Origin of the sequence: Exiguobacterium sp. UBA6309 (assembly GCF_002439205.1) — a bacterium.
Lineage (GTDB): Bacteria > Bacillota > Bacilli > Exiguobacteriales > Exiguobacteriaceae > Exiguobacterium_A.
The window spans coordinates 149,013-163,423 of record NZ_DJTL01000038.1 but is presented as its reverse complement, the minus strand read 5'-3'; the positions used below and the strand labels follow the sequence as shown (position 1 = coordinate 163,423).

The 14,411-nt window shown below is 44.8% G+C and carries 14 protein-coding genes, 1 pseudogene and 1 riboswitch; of the genes and pseudogenes, 7 read left to right on the top strand and 8 right to left on the bottom strand.

What is annotated here, in order from left to right:
• Nucleotides 1–112 precede the first annotated feature (112 nt).
• Nucleotides 113–1,264 carry a hypothetical protein gene (locus tag B3M90_RS13980; protein ID WP_290784618.1) on the bottom strand — a complete coding sequence of 384 codons (1,152 nt, stop codon included), beginning with the start codon at nucleotides 1,262–1,264 and terminating at the stop codon, nucleotides 113–115.
• 255 nt (nucleotides 1,265–1,519) lie between these two features.
• Here B3M90_RS13980 and B3M90_RS13975 point away from each other — a divergent pair, with 255 nt between their 5' ends.
• Genes B3M90_RS13975 through B3M90_RS13965 form a run of 3 tightly spaced genes read left to right on the top strand, consistent with a single transcriptional unit; the run spans nucleotide 1,520 to nucleotide 3,655 of the window.
• A complete protein-coding gene (locus B3M90_RS13975) occupies nucleotides 1,520–2,191 on the top strand; it encodes a YveK family protein (protein WP_290784620.1) in 672 nt (223 codons plus the stop codon).
• Complete coding sequence (locus B3M90_RS13970; protein ID WP_290784616.1) at nucleotides 2,184–2,879, top strand: CpsD/CapB family tyrosine-protein kinase; 696 nt, start codon at nucleotides 2,184–2,186, stop codon at nucleotides 2,877–2,879. Before B3M90_RS13975 ends, B3M90_RS13970 begins: the two co-directional genes overlap by 8 nt.
• A gap of 11 nt (nucleotides 2,880–2,890) precedes the next feature.
• On the top strand, nucleotides 2,891–3,655 hold the full coding sequence (locus tag B3M90_RS13965) for a tyrosine-protein phosphatase (protein ID WP_290784614.1): 765 nt from the start codon (nucleotides 2,891–2,893) through the stop codon (nucleotides 3,653–3,655).
• A 60-nt stretch (nucleotides 3,656–3,715) separates the two neighbouring features.
• On the opposite strand, the pseudogene B3M90_RS13960 reads toward B3M90_RS13965, so the two are convergent.
• Together B3M90_RS13960 and B3M90_RS13955 are read right to left on the bottom strand one after the other, a co-directional pair.
• Nucleotides 3,716–5,926: pseudogene (locus tag B3M90_RS13960) on the bottom strand (bifunctional diguanylate cyclase/phosphodiesterase).
• A 151-nt stretch (nucleotides 5,927–6,077) separates the two neighbouring features.
• Nucleotides 6,078–6,521: a hypothetical protein gene (locus B3M90_RS13955; protein WP_290784612.1), complete on the bottom strand. Its 444-nt coding sequence runs from the start codon at nucleotides 6,519–6,521 to the stop codon at nucleotides 6,078–6,080.
• Nucleotides 6,522–6,759: 238 nt separating this feature from the next.
• On the opposite strand from B3M90_RS13955, the gene B3M90_RS13950 reads away from it, so the two are divergent.
• The gene (locus B3M90_RS13950) at nucleotides 6,760–7,578 is read left to right on the top strand and encodes a tyrosine-type recombinase/integrase (RefSeq protein WP_290784610.1); all 819 of its coding nucleotides are present in this window, start codon (nucleotides 6,760–6,762) and stop codon (nucleotides 7,576–7,578) included.
• On the opposite strand, the gene B3M90_RS13945 is transcribed toward B3M90_RS13950, so the two are convergent.
• Both B3M90_RS13945 and B3M90_RS13940 read right to left on the bottom strand, forming a co-directional pair.
• Entirely contained in the window at nucleotides 7,559–8,392 is an 834-nt protein-coding gene (locus B3M90_RS13945; RefSeq protein WP_290784609.1) for a tyrosine-type recombinase/integrase, read from the bottom strand. The genes B3M90_RS13950 and B3M90_RS13945 overlap by 20 nt on opposite strands.
• Entirely contained in the window at nucleotides 8,389–8,823 is a 435-nt protein-coding gene (locus B3M90_RS13940; protein ID WP_290784608.1) for a sigma factor, read from the bottom strand. The genes B3M90_RS13945 and B3M90_RS13940 overlap by 4 nt, the downstream gene beginning before the upstream one ends.
• A 503-nt stretch (nucleotides 8,824–9,326) precedes the next feature.
• Here B3M90_RS13940 and B3M90_RS13935 point away from each other — a divergent pair.
• From B3M90_RS13935 to B3M90_RS13925, 3 genes are read left to right on the top strand one after another with little or no spacing between them, the layout of a single operon-like run.
• Complete coding sequence (locus B3M90_RS13935; protein ID WP_290784607.1) at nucleotides 9,327–9,743, top strand: hypothetical protein; 417 nt, start codon at nucleotides 9,327–9,329, stop codon at nucleotides 9,741–9,743.
• Nucleotides 9,744–9,754: 11 nt separating this feature from the next.
• On the top strand, nucleotides 9,755–11,041 hold the full coding sequence (locus B3M90_RS13930) for a hypothetical protein (RefSeq protein WP_290784606.1): 1,287 nt from the start codon (nucleotides 9,755–9,757) through the stop codon (nucleotides 11,039–11,041).
• Nucleotides 11,041–11,871: an ATP-binding cassette domain-containing protein gene (locus tag B3M90_RS13925; protein WP_290784604.1), complete on the top strand. Its 831-nt coding sequence runs from the start codon at nucleotides 11,041–11,043 to the stop codon at nucleotides 11,869–11,871. Before B3M90_RS13930 ends, B3M90_RS13925 begins: the two co-directional genes overlap by 1 nt.
• A 230-nt stretch (nucleotides 11,872–12,101) precedes the next feature.
• Here B3M90_RS13925 and B3M90_RS13920 read toward each other — a convergent pair whose 3' ends face one another.
• The 3 genes from B3M90_RS13920 to B3M90_RS13910 all read right to left on the bottom strand — a co-directional run bounded on the left by B3M90_RS13920 (nucleotide 12,102) and on the right by B3M90_RS13910 (nucleotide 14,152).
• Complete coding sequence (locus tag B3M90_RS13920; RefSeq protein WP_290784602.1) at nucleotides 12,102–12,665, bottom strand: GGDEF domain-containing protein; 564 nt, start codon at nucleotides 12,663–12,665, stop codon at nucleotides 12,102–12,104.
• A 171-nt stretch (nucleotides 12,666–12,836) separates the two neighbouring features.
• Nucleotides 12,837–13,127: a hypothetical protein gene (locus B3M90_RS13915; RefSeq protein WP_290784600.1), complete on the bottom strand. Its 291-nt coding sequence runs from the start codon at nucleotides 13,125–13,127 to the stop codon at nucleotides 12,837–12,839.
• Between the two features lie 233 nt (nucleotides 13,128–13,360).
• On the bottom strand, nucleotides 13,361–14,152 hold the full coding sequence (locus B3M90_RS13910) for an endo alpha-1,4 polygalactosaminidase (protein ID WP_290784598.1): 792 nt from the start codon (nucleotides 14,150–14,152) through the stop codon (nucleotides 13,361–13,363).
• Nucleotides 14,153–14,258: 106 nt separating this feature from the next.
• Nucleotides 14,259–14,343, bottom strand: a riboswitch (cyclic di-GMP riboswitch).
• Nucleotides 14,344–14,411 lie beyond the last annotated feature (68 nt).

Below are 14,411 nucleotides of genomic sequence, written 5' to 3'. Positions count from 1 at the left end.
CGAAGGGCAACTTGACGCGAGATAATGAAAAAAGAAGGAATTGCACATCCTGAGTGATGGCAATTCCTTCTTCTCGTTAAATTCAGCTAGTTATGTCCCAGCCTCTTTTCGTTTAAAACGATTGTTCAGCTAAACGAATGCGACTAACCGTACCTTCTTTTTCAAAGCGTTGCAGTCGATACGAGTTACTCGTGATGAGTCCTGTTGTTTCCGTTTCGAGTTGAAGCGGGGCAAGCGAAGCGAGTTGCGCATTCGTGATATCCGTGTTCGTCCAATCGATCGCAATGACGCGGTCATCTTTTAAAACGAAGAAATGATCACCATAAAATACATAATCGTGTAATTCGTCTTCGAATGTCCGATCAGCTGGTCCATAAAGACTATTCAACTCTGTGCTTGTTTTACCGATAAGGTCAATGAGTGTACCTGTAACGAAGCTTGTATCGAGTTGATCGTTCACCCAAGTTAGGAGTGTTTCGTCAGCGAGCGGTTCACCTTCCAAACGTTTCGTTGTATCAGCTGTTTTGATAAATCCTGTTAAGTCATCGGATAGTTCCACTTCTGTGATACCGTCTTTCTTCTCAACAATTCGGTATCCGTCTCCAAAGTCAGCTTCGTAGAGTAACGTCGTCATTGATTCTTCTTGATAAATATTGCTCGAACGTGTTTTGACATACAGTACATCATCGACAGGAGAAGCAGTTTCTGTTTTTTTAGGTTTTTGTTCCTTTGTTTTCTCGACGGTGACTGGTTTTTCGACTGTTGCATTAGGTGTCGTATCTGCCGAATGAGCGAAGTATGTCGAGTAGACGTATGTTCCACCGGCACCAAGCAAGAAACAAAGAATCAATAGTGCAATCCAGCCCCATGGAACTGGTTTTTTAGCACCGGCATGTGGAATATCCTTCTCTTTTTTACGACGTTTTGATTCGGGCTCCCGATGACTTCGTGAGAGTGTCGGAAGTACTTCTTCCCCTTCATCTGGAAGCGGACCATCTTCATCCAGCAGCGGACGGGCAACGAGCGTGCCGTAAAAATCAGCGAGAACGGGATGATGTTTTCCACTGAGAAATGCTTCCCATTCCGCCGCAGTCACCGTATCTTCTTCGTAGGGAATGAGCGGCGGTTGACCTGTGATGCGAATCATCGTATCGGTCAGAGATTCCGTCGAAGCAAGACTTGAACGGATCCGTTCATGCAGCCGAGAAATATCCTCAACAGAGTGAGAGGTATAAAATTGTAAGGCTTGAAGCGAGCGGTGCATAAAAAATCCTCCTATGTCTGATTGCAGGAATGAATGTAAAATTGAAACAATTCATATTTTATTATACGCAATGTTTTTCAAAAAACGTATGACATTTCCTAAAAAACATCAACCATTTCCCAAAAATTTGTTATACTAACTTTTAGTTGTGTTAGAAAACGTTGAATTAGACAAATAAAGGAGAATAATTAAACCATGAATGAAACGATTAGCTTGCAGGAATTATTTTCAATTTTACGTAAATAGTTTTGGCGGATTCTAGCGCTAACGATTGTAGCAGCCTTGATTTCGTTTGCTGTCAGTAGTTTTTTAATTAAGCCGACCTATCAAGCAGGAACGCAAATCCTCGTTACACCGAAAAAACAAGAGAACAACATCATTGATGCGCAACAAGTCCAGTCATCGGTGACGCTCGTTAATACATATCGTGTCATCATTAAAAGTCCAGCGATCTTAGAAAAGGTTCAAAAAGAAGTATCAAATGCTCCGTCAAGTGTATCTGCACTTAACAATATGATCACGGTCGAAAGTGAACAGAACTCTCAGGTCATTAACGTGTCCGTTCAAAGTAAAGATGCAGCACTCGCTTCAGACATTGCGAACTCTGTTGCGAACGTATTTAGTGAAGATATTCCGAAGTTAATGAACGTCGATAACGTCAAAGTATTATCGGTTTCAGGTATTCCAACATCACCGGTCAGTCCGAACATCATCTTAAATACAGCGATTGCTGCAGTAGTAGGTTTCTTATTAGGTGTCGGTCTTGCTTTCTTGCGTGAAGTACTCGATCGCCGCATCCGTACAGAAGAACAAGTCCAACAAATCCTTGACCTACCAGTTTTAGGTAGTATTCCAGATATCGATAGTAAAGTATTCAAATCTTCATCAAAAGCAGCCAAACGAGAGGCGTTCAAACAATATGGCTAAGAAAAGTAAAATGAATAAAGACGCACGGAAGCTGATTACGGTGACACAACCGAAATCGCCCGTAGCTGAACAATATCGGACGATTCGAACGAATATTGAATTCATGGCTGTCGATCGTGAGATTCAAGCGATTCTTGTTACATCTGCTACGCAAGGGGAAGGGAAGTCAACGACTTCGTCCAATCTTGCAGTCGCTTATGCGCAACAAGGAAAAAAAGTCTTAATCATCGATACGGATATGCGCCGTCCAACAGTACACTATACGTTCAAAGTTGCAAATGGTTTAGGTCTATCAAGTCTTCTGACACGTCAGGCAGAAAAAGAAAAAGCCATTTTACCGACAAAGGTCGATAACTTATCCATTTTGACAGCAGGTCCGATTCCACCGAACCCAGCAGAGTTATTATCGTCACGCGCGATGGAGCACCTTGTATCACAACTACGAGCAGACTTTGATGTGATTATCTTTGATGCACCACAATTGCTACAAGTGGCAGATAGTCGGATTACATCTAAGCTCACGGATGGTGTCGTACTTGTCGTTGGTTGTACAACGTCTGATCGTCAACGTGTCTTAAAAGCGAAAGAACAACTCGATCTCGCTGAGGCCAAAATCCTTGGCGTCGTCTTGAACCGTCGTGAACTGACAGATGATTCAGCATATCAATACTACTATTCTTATGAGTGAGGGACATTCACATGGTTGATATTCATTGTCATATATTGCCGCTCGTCGATGACGGTCCGTCTAGTGTCGAGCACGCGTTACAGTTAGCAGAACAAGCAGCTGCCGAGGGGGTGTCACGGATCATCGCGACACCACATCTCTATCATCCGCAATTCGAGACAGAAGACGTCGACGTAAAGTTGACAGTGAATGAATTCAACGTGTTATTGAAACAACGTGATATTCCAATCACTGTCTATCCGGGGCATGAGATTCGTTTGATTGGTGAATTGATGGAAGCCATAGAAGCAGGGCAAGCGTTAACGTTGAATGAGTCGCGCTACATCTTGATTGAGTTCCCGTCGAGCGGGATTCCATCATACGCGCGTCAAGTATTTGCTGAATTGATTTCAGATGGCTACATTCCAATTGTTGCGCATCCAGAAAAGAACAAGGCATTTATTCAAAATCCGTCTCTATTATTTGAATTAATTTCGAATGGTGCGATCAGTCAAGTCACATGTGCTAGTTTAGTTGGAAAGTACGGTAAGGACGTACAGCGCTTCGCAATTGCGTTACTAGAAAATGCACAAGCCCATCTTATTGCTAGTGATGCGCATCACTTAGAGAAACGCCCGTTTTACTGGAAAGATTGCGAGCGAGTTCTAGAAAAGAAATTAGAAGATTGGTTGATTGATGAAATTTATGAAAACAATGAAGCAGTTTTATTAAATCAGTTAATTACGATTAACCCTCCAAACCTAATTGAAAAGAATTGGAAAGGACAATGGGTATAACATTTTTTGCTAAGGAAAGGGAAAGAGAGTGGAATCGCACTCTCTTTTTTATATTAACGCTTACATTACTACCTGCTCCATCGTTTCTACTCCTTCAATTAAGACCTCCATCTCGAGATTATGTCCAAATTGAATCATCGATTGAACGATGGCTTGTTGATTCTTGCCGTCAAATAAAGAACTGATGAACGAGCGATCAATCTTTAACAACTGAATCGGTAATGAACAAAGTTGTTTAAAGGACGATTAACCAGTACCGAAGTCGTCGAGGGAAACAAGAATACCGAGTTCCTGCAGTCGTGCTAATTTTTCATAGGTCGCCGTTTCATAGGATAAGGCGGCGGACTCCGTGATTTCGAGCTCGAGGTATGCCGGATTCATTCCTGTCTCCTCGAGAATTGTTTCGACGCGACGTAAGAACTTTTGACTCGCGAACTGAAGTGGCGAGACGTTAACAGCAATCGAGAATGGTTCCGGTGTCAAGTCTTGCCACGCGACCCAGCGTAGGCAGGCGGTACGTAACACCCAGTCACCTAATGCGTGAATCGCCCCGATATTTTCAGCGACTGGAATGAACTCGGCTGGTGAGACGAAACCGAGCTCATCGTGCGTCCAGCGTGTCAACACTTCAACACCGGTCATGCGTACTGTAGCCACTTCGATCTTCGGTTGATAGACGAGCTCGAACACTTCTGCTTCGAGTGCCTCTGTCATGAATTTTTCAATCTGGACGGTCCGTAAGATATCGTTTCGATTTTCGATCTTGAATTCCTTGATCGTGTTTTGCGCTTCATTGAAGGAAGCGTGTAGTGCCAGTTTCGCATACTCGATCAGTTCTTCCGCTGTTGCTGCGTCTTCTGGGTAATGACTGATCCCTGCTCGCATCGTCAGCGTAATGACCGTCCCATCGATATCGATTGGTTGCGATAAGGCAGCATAACACTTCTCGGCTTTTTGTGTCGCCAGTTGACTCCGCTCGTCAACCAGGAGAACAAGAAATTCTAATGAATCAAGGCGTGCTAGGACATCACGTGTGTGAATCGTCGCTTGCAGACGCTCTGCAATCTGCAGCAACAGACTCTCAACGCCTTTATGTCCGAGCATATCACTCAGCGAACGCCAACGGTCCATGCTGAGCGATAGACAGGATACAGGAATTTCTTGTCTGATCTGTTCCTCGATGAAGAGTGTAATCTTGTCTCGATTCGGTAAATCCGTCAACCGGTCATGAAAGGCAAGGTGTTCGAGTTGCTGCTGGGATGAGACTTGATTGGTGACGTTTCGGAAGAACCACAGTGTCTGATTCAAGTTCTCGCCCTTCAGCGGATGATTGACGACTTCAAGGATGTGTTCGTCAACGTGTAGCATCTGTTTCGTATGATCGGGCACATCAAGACGTAAAGCTACGTCATGCTCCGTTAAGTATGGGTGACGTTCCGGGAAAAAATCATGGAACAGCGAGTTTGCATATTGGATTAGATCGTCAGGATTCGTCGTGACGACACCATCTTCAGTTGATTCAAGAATCGTCGCTTGGATGAAGTCACGTTTACGTAACTGGAGATCAAACAAGACGGAAGCGAAGAAGAAGACGATGAATAAAAAGAGCGTTACGATCGAAACAAGTGTCAACAGCATCGCCGGTTCGATGACTTGATCACTCGTGAACGATGGAATCATCTGAAACTCTAAACCGAGCATCCCAACATGATGCATTCCGGAGATCGCGATGCCCATGATGAGAGCAAAGAAGACTTTCGTCTGCACCAACATCTGTTGCTTTGCGTAACGCGAAAAGAAACCGATCCAGAGTGCGGTCCAAGAAGCAGCAATCGCAATCAAGATCGAGAGCAACACATATCCTGTATGATACTGCAGAGTCATCCCCTGTAAAGCGGCAATCCCGACATAATGCATGCCGGCAATCGCACTTCCCATCAAAAAACCGCCGAGAACGAATGATTCACGGGACATACGGCGAGCGACGAGATAAAAGCCAAGGATACATCCCGTCATCGCGATGAGAACCGATAGAAAGACGAGCGGGAACGAGTAGGTCGCATCCTTCAAGGTACCGTGACCAAGCATCGCGACGAAATGCATCGACCAGATGCCGAGACCTAAAATCGAGCCACCAGCAATCAACCAAAGATGTTTCGAACGATCGGTTGCTGTCTTGACGCGTCCTGCGAGTTCAATTGCGATGTAGGCGGATGTTGCGGCAATCAGATAAGATAACGTGACGAGTAAAAAGTCAGTATGAGCATGCATCGTATGGTTTGGCATGGTAGATGGAGTCACCTCGGCAGAGTGGAATGTTTAATCGAATGGTAAAGGTGCAATCTAGATACCCTTTTTCATTCAATCATATACATTTTTTTCAAATAACATCTGCAGGTGAGGAAAAATCAAAGCATATTGATTATAGGTGGAGACCGACGAGGATTTTATGATCCATTAATTTCGTATACTGGAGCGTATGGAAAAACGGATTTCCGAAGTCGCATGGTTGAAGATGGACATGAATCATGTGATAACTGTAAGACAAGTTTGGGTTTGCCTTTAGCAGATTCAAAATCGTCTGCTCTTGGGATGCTGGGCTGATGTCATAGATATGAAACGAGATGATGTTTTGACGGATGCGAAACGGGGCAATCGTGAGGGTGAACGGTTTATGATGGGCAAATCGATGTTCTGTTGAGACGGTCGATCCAGTAATCACGAGCTCGTGTGGGGTGATGCGTAGTTTCGGGTGCCAAAAATCTTTAAATTCGGTTGCGATGATGTCGCGCAAGTCTTCTTCCGTCACATACGTAGTGACGAGAATATCTGATGGATTGCCAAGATAGTCGTTATCCGTATTCATATGTAAGCTCCTTTATCGATTAGTGGAGAGAATCAATGCGCTGTCGTTCAGGGTAAAGAAAGGTATGCTTTCTCTTCTGCTCTACAGCAAATAGATTCAATATGATTGTAACTTTTTTCCTTATTTTTGTTTTTCGTTCATTGATGGTTTAGGGAAAGCGATTCTTGATATTTCATCGAAAATCAATCGTGTATTCCATCGGCTGTCATGTCAGTCCCTATAAAAGGAGGAACCAGCTATGACCCACTATGACTATCTCGATCAGTATTTATTGACCGACTGCTCGCGGTCAGCCCATACGATCAAGGCATACCGAAGTGATCTTCGACAAATGCGCTTGCATCAGATTGATTGGTCAGTCGCGTCCTTACGACGCTACTTTCACTGGATGAAAGCACATTACAAGCCGTCGACGATCCTGCGACGGTATCATGCCTTACACCGGCTCGGAAATGTCCTCGTCGAGCGACGACGGATCAAAAAGAATCCGATGGTCGAGATCCGTCCGATCGTCCATCAACGTCTCCAAGATGAGACGTATCATGATAGTGAAGAGTTGATCCCCGTGATTCGACAGATTCAAGATCCAACCTATCGCCTCTTCTTCGAGGTGCTCAGCCAAACGGGCCTCCGCTTCATGGAGGCCCGTTTGTTGACGATTCAGGATTTTGATCTAGCGAAAAATGAACTGTACGTTCGTCACGGGAAAGGCGGTCGAACACGGACCGTTCCAATCGGGGAGACCCTTTGCGATAAGATTAGTCTGTTTCTTACAGGTCGCACGACCGGCTATTTGTTTCAATCCGTCACGGGACGGATGATCAATGAACATGCGGCAAGGAAGGCACTTCGCGAGGTCGGATTTACGTCCTTGAAGCGTCACATCCGTCCGCATATGTTACGGATCGCCTATGCGACCTATCTCTATCAGCAGGCAGGATTGAAGTTACTCGATATAAAGCGTCTGCTTGGTCACGCCAGCATCTCGACTACGGAAGGATACATCCGCAGTCAGACGAATCACGTTCGGGACGTTCTTAATCGTCTGTCCGCTTGAGTCGATTGACTGACGTATGGGCAATGTCGTGCGACGGTAGGACGTAGTGCTGAGTCGTCCGAACATCGCTGTGACCGAGTAAGCGCATGATGGTTAGAATGTCCGTCTGATGCACGTGATAGAGCGTCGTTGCGAACGTGACCCGGATGTCATGCGGTCGCAAAATCCGTCCGAGACATCGTTCACTTGCTTCTCTTAAGACACGACGAAACTTTGCCGGATTGACCGGTCGTCCGCTGTCTTCGCAAAACAGTGGGAGAGCTTCAGGACGAATCGTCTCGATATAACGCGTCAGGACATCGCGCAACGCATGATGTAGCGGAACTTGACGTGATTGATCGCCTTTACCACTCCGGACGAGTACCTGATCGCGCGCAAAGTCGACGTCTGCGAGGTGTAAGTCGCGGGCTTCGGAAAAACGCAGTCCCGTATGCAGGAGAAGAAAACTAAAGGCGTAGACAGTCTCGTCACGAATCGTCTCGAGGACACGGTGGACGTCGTCATACGTGAAGGCAAGTCGCCGGTGAGGCGTGGGAACTGGTTTATTAACGCGTGCCAAGGGATTCGTCTGGAGCGAACGTTCGGCGACCAGTTGGTCGAACAGAATCGAGAGAGCATGTAGTCGTCGTGCGGCAGTTGCTGGAGCATACGTGTCGCGCAGAAACTTAGCGTAACGTTGCAGCGACGGGACGTCGATCCGCTCGACATGGTGACAGAGATGCCGTACGTCGGAACGATAGGCTTTTTTCGTCAAGGGACGATAGTCCGCCTGTTCGATGATCGCGAGTAGACGTTCTTGATAATACGTCATCATCCGAGGAGAAACTGGACTTTCTGCCGGAGTTCCGACTTCAATGAGCGCAGTCGCGCCGGTGAGTAACCGAGTGTCTCTTCCGTTCCGTGCATCAAGGCTTCGAGAAACGTGTACTCTTTATTCGACAAATCTCGTTTGAGTTCACTGAGGAGATAATGAAAGGAAGCGTTCGGTGTGCGAGGAAGCTCTGGCATCGTCTCGACTGCGACTTCTGTTGAAAGCGTCCGGTTACGTGTTGCGAGATAGTCGAGCATCGCCCCTTTTGCCCGAATCCGAGCGAAGGTGACAGTCATGACCTTTCCTTCTTCAATTGATTTCCAAAGTCGGAGGAGGGCAGCTTGTCGGCATTCATCATGTTCATTCGGGTGGATCGAGAGGCGGGACAGGAGGGAGTTGACGAGGGGAATCCAGTTACGTAGTAAGTCGTTCATGGGTATCCGTTTCTTCAGATATGCATATCTGTTATGTATTCCGCGGTAGTTTTAGTATAAGTAGAGTTATCCTGAAGACAGTCGCTTTAGAATGCGGGTTTATCTGAAGCGAAAGGACGGAAGAATGGAAAATCACACGGCTTACGCTCATCGAAAGTTAAAGAAACCGTTGGCATGATTGAAGAAATGGAACGTTGCGCTCGGCGGATAACTCTACTTATCCGCTGGGGTGTTCGAAAAAAAGAAATCAGTATCGTTCTACCAATCGAAAGATAGGGAGTAAGTCATGGAAAAAAGAAAATTAAAGAGGCGATCTTCCTAATTCGCTTATAGTCTATAGATTCCTAGTCGTAAAAGAGAAGTGAGTCTACTGATTTTAAGGAATAGATGGCTATTGTTTTTAAAGGACGTGTTTTGTTGGATTGCGTTAGGAAATTATATCTTTTGGTTATTCGTGTTTCAAGGTAATCTGAACGTATTACTAAAAGATGGGAGGAAACCGGATGAAGCGCTTGAAATTGATGATTCTAACCGTAATGGTGTTTACGAGTCTGTTCATCATTGGAGAGAGTCGGATGCTGACGCTCGAAGGATTCGCAGAACCGTTCGTGTCGACGACGATTTATCCGAATCCGAAGATTTCGGACCAACAGATGCTAGCAGATATCGAGCGAGCCGCGACGAAACATCAGGTCGATGTCTTCACTTATGAAGAGACGCCTAATCGGACGCTCTCCAGTATGAAGACGATTTACGGGACGGCTGGTACCGAAGCGATGTTTGCTACTCGCTCGATTGAAGAACAGGTCTATCAAAGCGTCTTTCTCGGTGATATCACGTTCCAGTTCAAGCCGTTATCCGAACATCCTGCCGTTTCCTATACGCCGAACTTCTACGGAATCGGTTCAGCCGCGCCATAAAAGCGTTTAAGATGGAATTGATTGATACATACGCGGGGAATCATCCGCAACCTGGTTATAACGAGTCGGCAGAACTGTACCGTATCTTAGGCGTATTCGCACTTGTTGCGATCAGCACCGTGTTACTGACCTTCTATGAGCTGGCTATCGTCAGAAAGGAATTGCTCGTTCGTCTATCGATGGGCGAATCGTTAGCCCGATGGATAGCGCCTTCGATTCTGATGGACTCCGGCATTTTATTGCTTGCGTTCATCGTCAGCTTTTTGACACTCCGTTTGTTCACACCAATTGATCCGTACTTGATGCTGTTCAGTGGCTTAATGGTTGGATTGATTGTCGTAAACGGACTGGTCTATCTCCGCTTACGACGTTTGACGATTAAAGAAGCATTTTCGAACGGTCAGCGGTCGAATAAGTTACTTGTCTTTACATATGGCATGAAATTCGCAACAGCGTTCTTGACGATTTTGATGCTCTCGAGCAGTATCACGGTCATCGCCGAAGCGGTGACGATTTATAAACAGCGTCCGTTCTTTGAAGCGAAGAAAAATTATTCATACACTTACATCGGTCAAAAAGTAACGTCTCCACGCTATTCGGATGGAAAAAGTTCCGACATCTCGGAACGAATCCAGACGGAACTGTACACACGCTTTTATGATGACTTTAAAGTGACATTGAATACCCCAGTTAACAGCTTCACGGTAGATCAACCGACCGTCTTGATGAACCGGACGGCATTTAATGAAGTTGCCGGGCAATTTAAGAATAGTGCCTCCGTTTTAGAGCATGAGCTGACGTTCTTTGCGCCAGAGGGGATTGCGATTCCAGCGAAGTCGACCATTGATAGTGGTCTTCGTGAACTCGGACTCGTAGCGTATCTTGCAGACTCCTATCCAGTCGTCCGTTATCAGGAAGATTTCGAGACCGTCGCGATCGATCAAAATCTTACTAGCGGCAGTACACTCATCGATGATCCGTTACTCATCGTCGTCAACGAAGCAAAACAACCGAAAGCACCAAAACAACTGTCCAATGTCTTACTGGCTGACGTCGTGTATGACCTGGACCAAGAAACCTTTCAAGACTATGTGGCGGAGAAGCAGATGACAAATGAACTCATCTTACAGACGAATGCGTGGGAGAAGTATCTTGGCATCTGGGAAGCAGCAAAACGATTGATGAACATGAATCTGATCTTTGTCATTCTGATTCTTAGTCTGGAGTTACTCGTCATCTGGACGGTGCTACGACTCGAGTATCAAGTGAATGCGTCGAGTTGTCGGTTCAGAAGGTGATGGGATACAGCATCTGGCAGAAAAAACGACGCCTGATCATGTCGACGATGGGGATTACGTTAGTCAGTACACTGGCTGTAGCGCTTGCTGCCTATATCCTTGAGTTTTCTTCACCCGGGCTATTGTTAGCTGGCGGAGGGCTCTTACTAATGGCAGAAGGCGTCTTATTGATTTGGCTGATTCGAAAGATTGAACGGGCAAATGTCCAACGCATTTTAAAGGGGGAATCTATGATTAAAATCCGACAACTAACTAAGTCGTTTCAAGGAGAAACCTTATTCGAAGACCTATCGTTAACGATTTCTCAAGGAGACTCCGGTCCGAGTGGATGCGGGAAGACGACGCTACTCAATATGATTGGGGCGCTAGAGCCAATTGATGCGGGAACGATCATCGTCGACGGAATGGACATCACGAACAAGCGCAATCAACTAACATACTTTCGGACGAAGCTTGGTTTCTTATTTCAGAACTTCGCACTCGTCGATCAAAAAACGGTTAGGCAGAATCTCGAAATCGTTCAAAAATACTATCGCTCGGGCAAGACGATCGAAGAAGTGCTGACTTCTGTTGGATTGAGCGACAAAATCAATCAAAAAGTCTTCATGTTGTCAGGGGGCGAACAGCAACGGGTCGCATTAGCCCGATTGATGCTGAAGCAATGTGACATCATCTTAGCGGATGAACCGACGGGCTCGCTTGATCAAGCGAACGCGGAGCGCGTGATGGCGCTCTTACAAGAGTTGAACGATCAAGGAAAGACGATTATTCTCGTCACGCATGACGAAGCGATTAAACAACAAGGGAAAAGGCTGGTGGAGATTGGGTGACGAAACGAACGATTCGTTGTTGTTTTCGAGATAATTCTTCATCATGTTAATAAGAAACTTGGTAGTGCTTAGATAATGATTGAATATCGATGAAGAACACTGAAATACGTATGTATATCAAAAAGAGAGTCCCCATTTTTTCGTAAATCGTAAATCACAACAAAAACTCCATCTTACACGCTAGACGAATTTCTCAACGTAAGATGGAGTTCGTATATGAGTCGAAGTCTTCATGACAGCTGATTAGCATTTTGAACGATATTTCGTCCCGATCGTTTCGCTTGATAGAGAGCTTGATCGGATAGTTCTAGCGACTGCTGAACAGGAATGTCTCGCTTTCCAGAAGAAAGACCGATTGATGTCGTGACATGAATCGAGGAGCCGTCGAGTAAATGAAAGGTATTTCGCTCGACTTCCTGGCGGATTCGTTCGGCGATGGTGGTTGCTTGTTCGACTGTCAGGTTGATTAGGAGAACAAGGAATTCTTCGCCACCCATCCGAACGACTGAATCTTCCGGACGTGTATTGCGCTTCAGTATTTTCGCGAACTGCTCCAACACAGCATCGCCGTTGTAGTGACCATATTGATCGTTCACTTGTTTGAACTGATCTAAATCAAGCGTGATCAAATGATAGGTCGAAGATTGACCAGCAAGTATTTTGGCGCGTAATTCCCACACTCGTCGATTGGCGAGACCCGTCAGCGCATCATATTCCGCTAACTGTTGATAGGTCTCAAGTTGCTTTCGATAGCGATACTGTAGCGGCAATAGATAAAGAAATATACTGTACATCAATAACGTGAGACTTCCGTTAAAAATAATCGTGGATAGCGTGTGATCCGATTGAAAGAATATTATGAAGCTTCCGATGAGAAGGTGAAGCACGGCAAAGCGCAAAGCGAGATGTGTCTTCTTTTGTAAGAGAAACGAGAGAAACGCAATACCCGCTACCGAGAGGAGCATTTATTCAGTATCTGCTGTCACCGACATATTGATAAGAGCGATGAGTGCTACACTGATGAATGCTCTTTTTTCTCGATGATAGGCTAGTAAAACAAAAGGGATGACCTGCCAGATTAATTCATATGATAAAAATAAGACATCGATGATCAACAGGTAGCTACCAAACCATAGGATGATGATGAAAGTACCTACAATTTCACTATTTTTGCTACGAATTAATTGATATGTGGCTAAAAGGAGATACGTCAACCCAAACATCATCGACCCTTGAAGTATCCAAATTTGAATCATATTTAAGACGTCCAATCTATACAAATAGTTTTCTAAAATATATAATTAAAAACGATTGGTGTAAAATACTGTATATTAGCATTTGAGATGATGGTTTTTTGTGGAAATAAAAAGGACCAATTTCCTCGTGCTGTAGAGGAAATTGGTCCTTCATTTTCGAAATAAGATATATGCCATGTGCTTGACAGGTAGTGGGATTTGCTGTCACCTTATAAAGTGGTATATGAAAATGTTTAGAATTTATTGTAATTTAAATCAATGTTTGACTTCATATGAAGGAATCCGTTCTTTTGAGCAAGTGTTTCACTTTTTGTGCCTTGTACGGAAGAAATCGTCAGTGTTTTGATGTCTTGAGATTGATTTAATTTTTGGAGGTCTGTCATCCGATCCTTTGACCACTGATCATTGGCGACTGTTGAATAATTGAAGTTCTCCCACATGATACCGTCGACGTAAGGATACGTACGGTACTTCAACGTTCCAAATCCCCAGTTTTGGATCAGTGATAAAGAGGCGTGTTTTTTTTTCAGTGACTTTAGGAAGTTCTTCATTCCTATTCGTTGTTGTTCGAGAACGACAGGTTGGTCGGCATGCTCGTTATCGATGTTACCGACTGTATCGAGGAAAACACCATCTAGTCCTTTTTGGACGATTTGTTTTTCAACTTCTTTCATTAAAACAGCTTGATAGTGTTTCGATGTGATATCCGTTAAGTACGAATCCCATTCAGCGTAATGAATACGTTGACCGTTCCGGTGGAAAAAGTCAGATTCCACGAGTTGCCCCATCAAATCTGTATTCCAATTATCTGCTTCCATCGTATTGATGTAGCCGTATACTTTTGTTCCATTTTGTTGAATCTGTTTGATTTGTGCAGCTGAATAAAAGACGGGTTCGATGATCATGACATCATACTGTTGCATCTTCTTGATTTTCGCTGCTGACGGTGCGTCGTAGTAAACTTTATACGACTTCGCATTGTCTAGTGGATTTGACTTTTCTGCTTTCGCGTCTAATGACGACATGAAGAACACTCCCAGTAAAAGAATGCACAAAATAGACGTCATGCGCTTGAGTGAGATAATACCCATGTTGATAGCCTCCTGATTGATTATCAGAGAGCGGCCGCGGCATTGCAGACTGGCGATCGGTATCCGAAGATCGACGACCCATGTCTTTGCGCCCTTACTTTTCAGTAAGTTTGCCCTTCTCGATATGAAATTGTAGTGATTTAACGATACATTTCTTCCGTTATCATACCGATAAAAAATAAAAGGAGTGAAT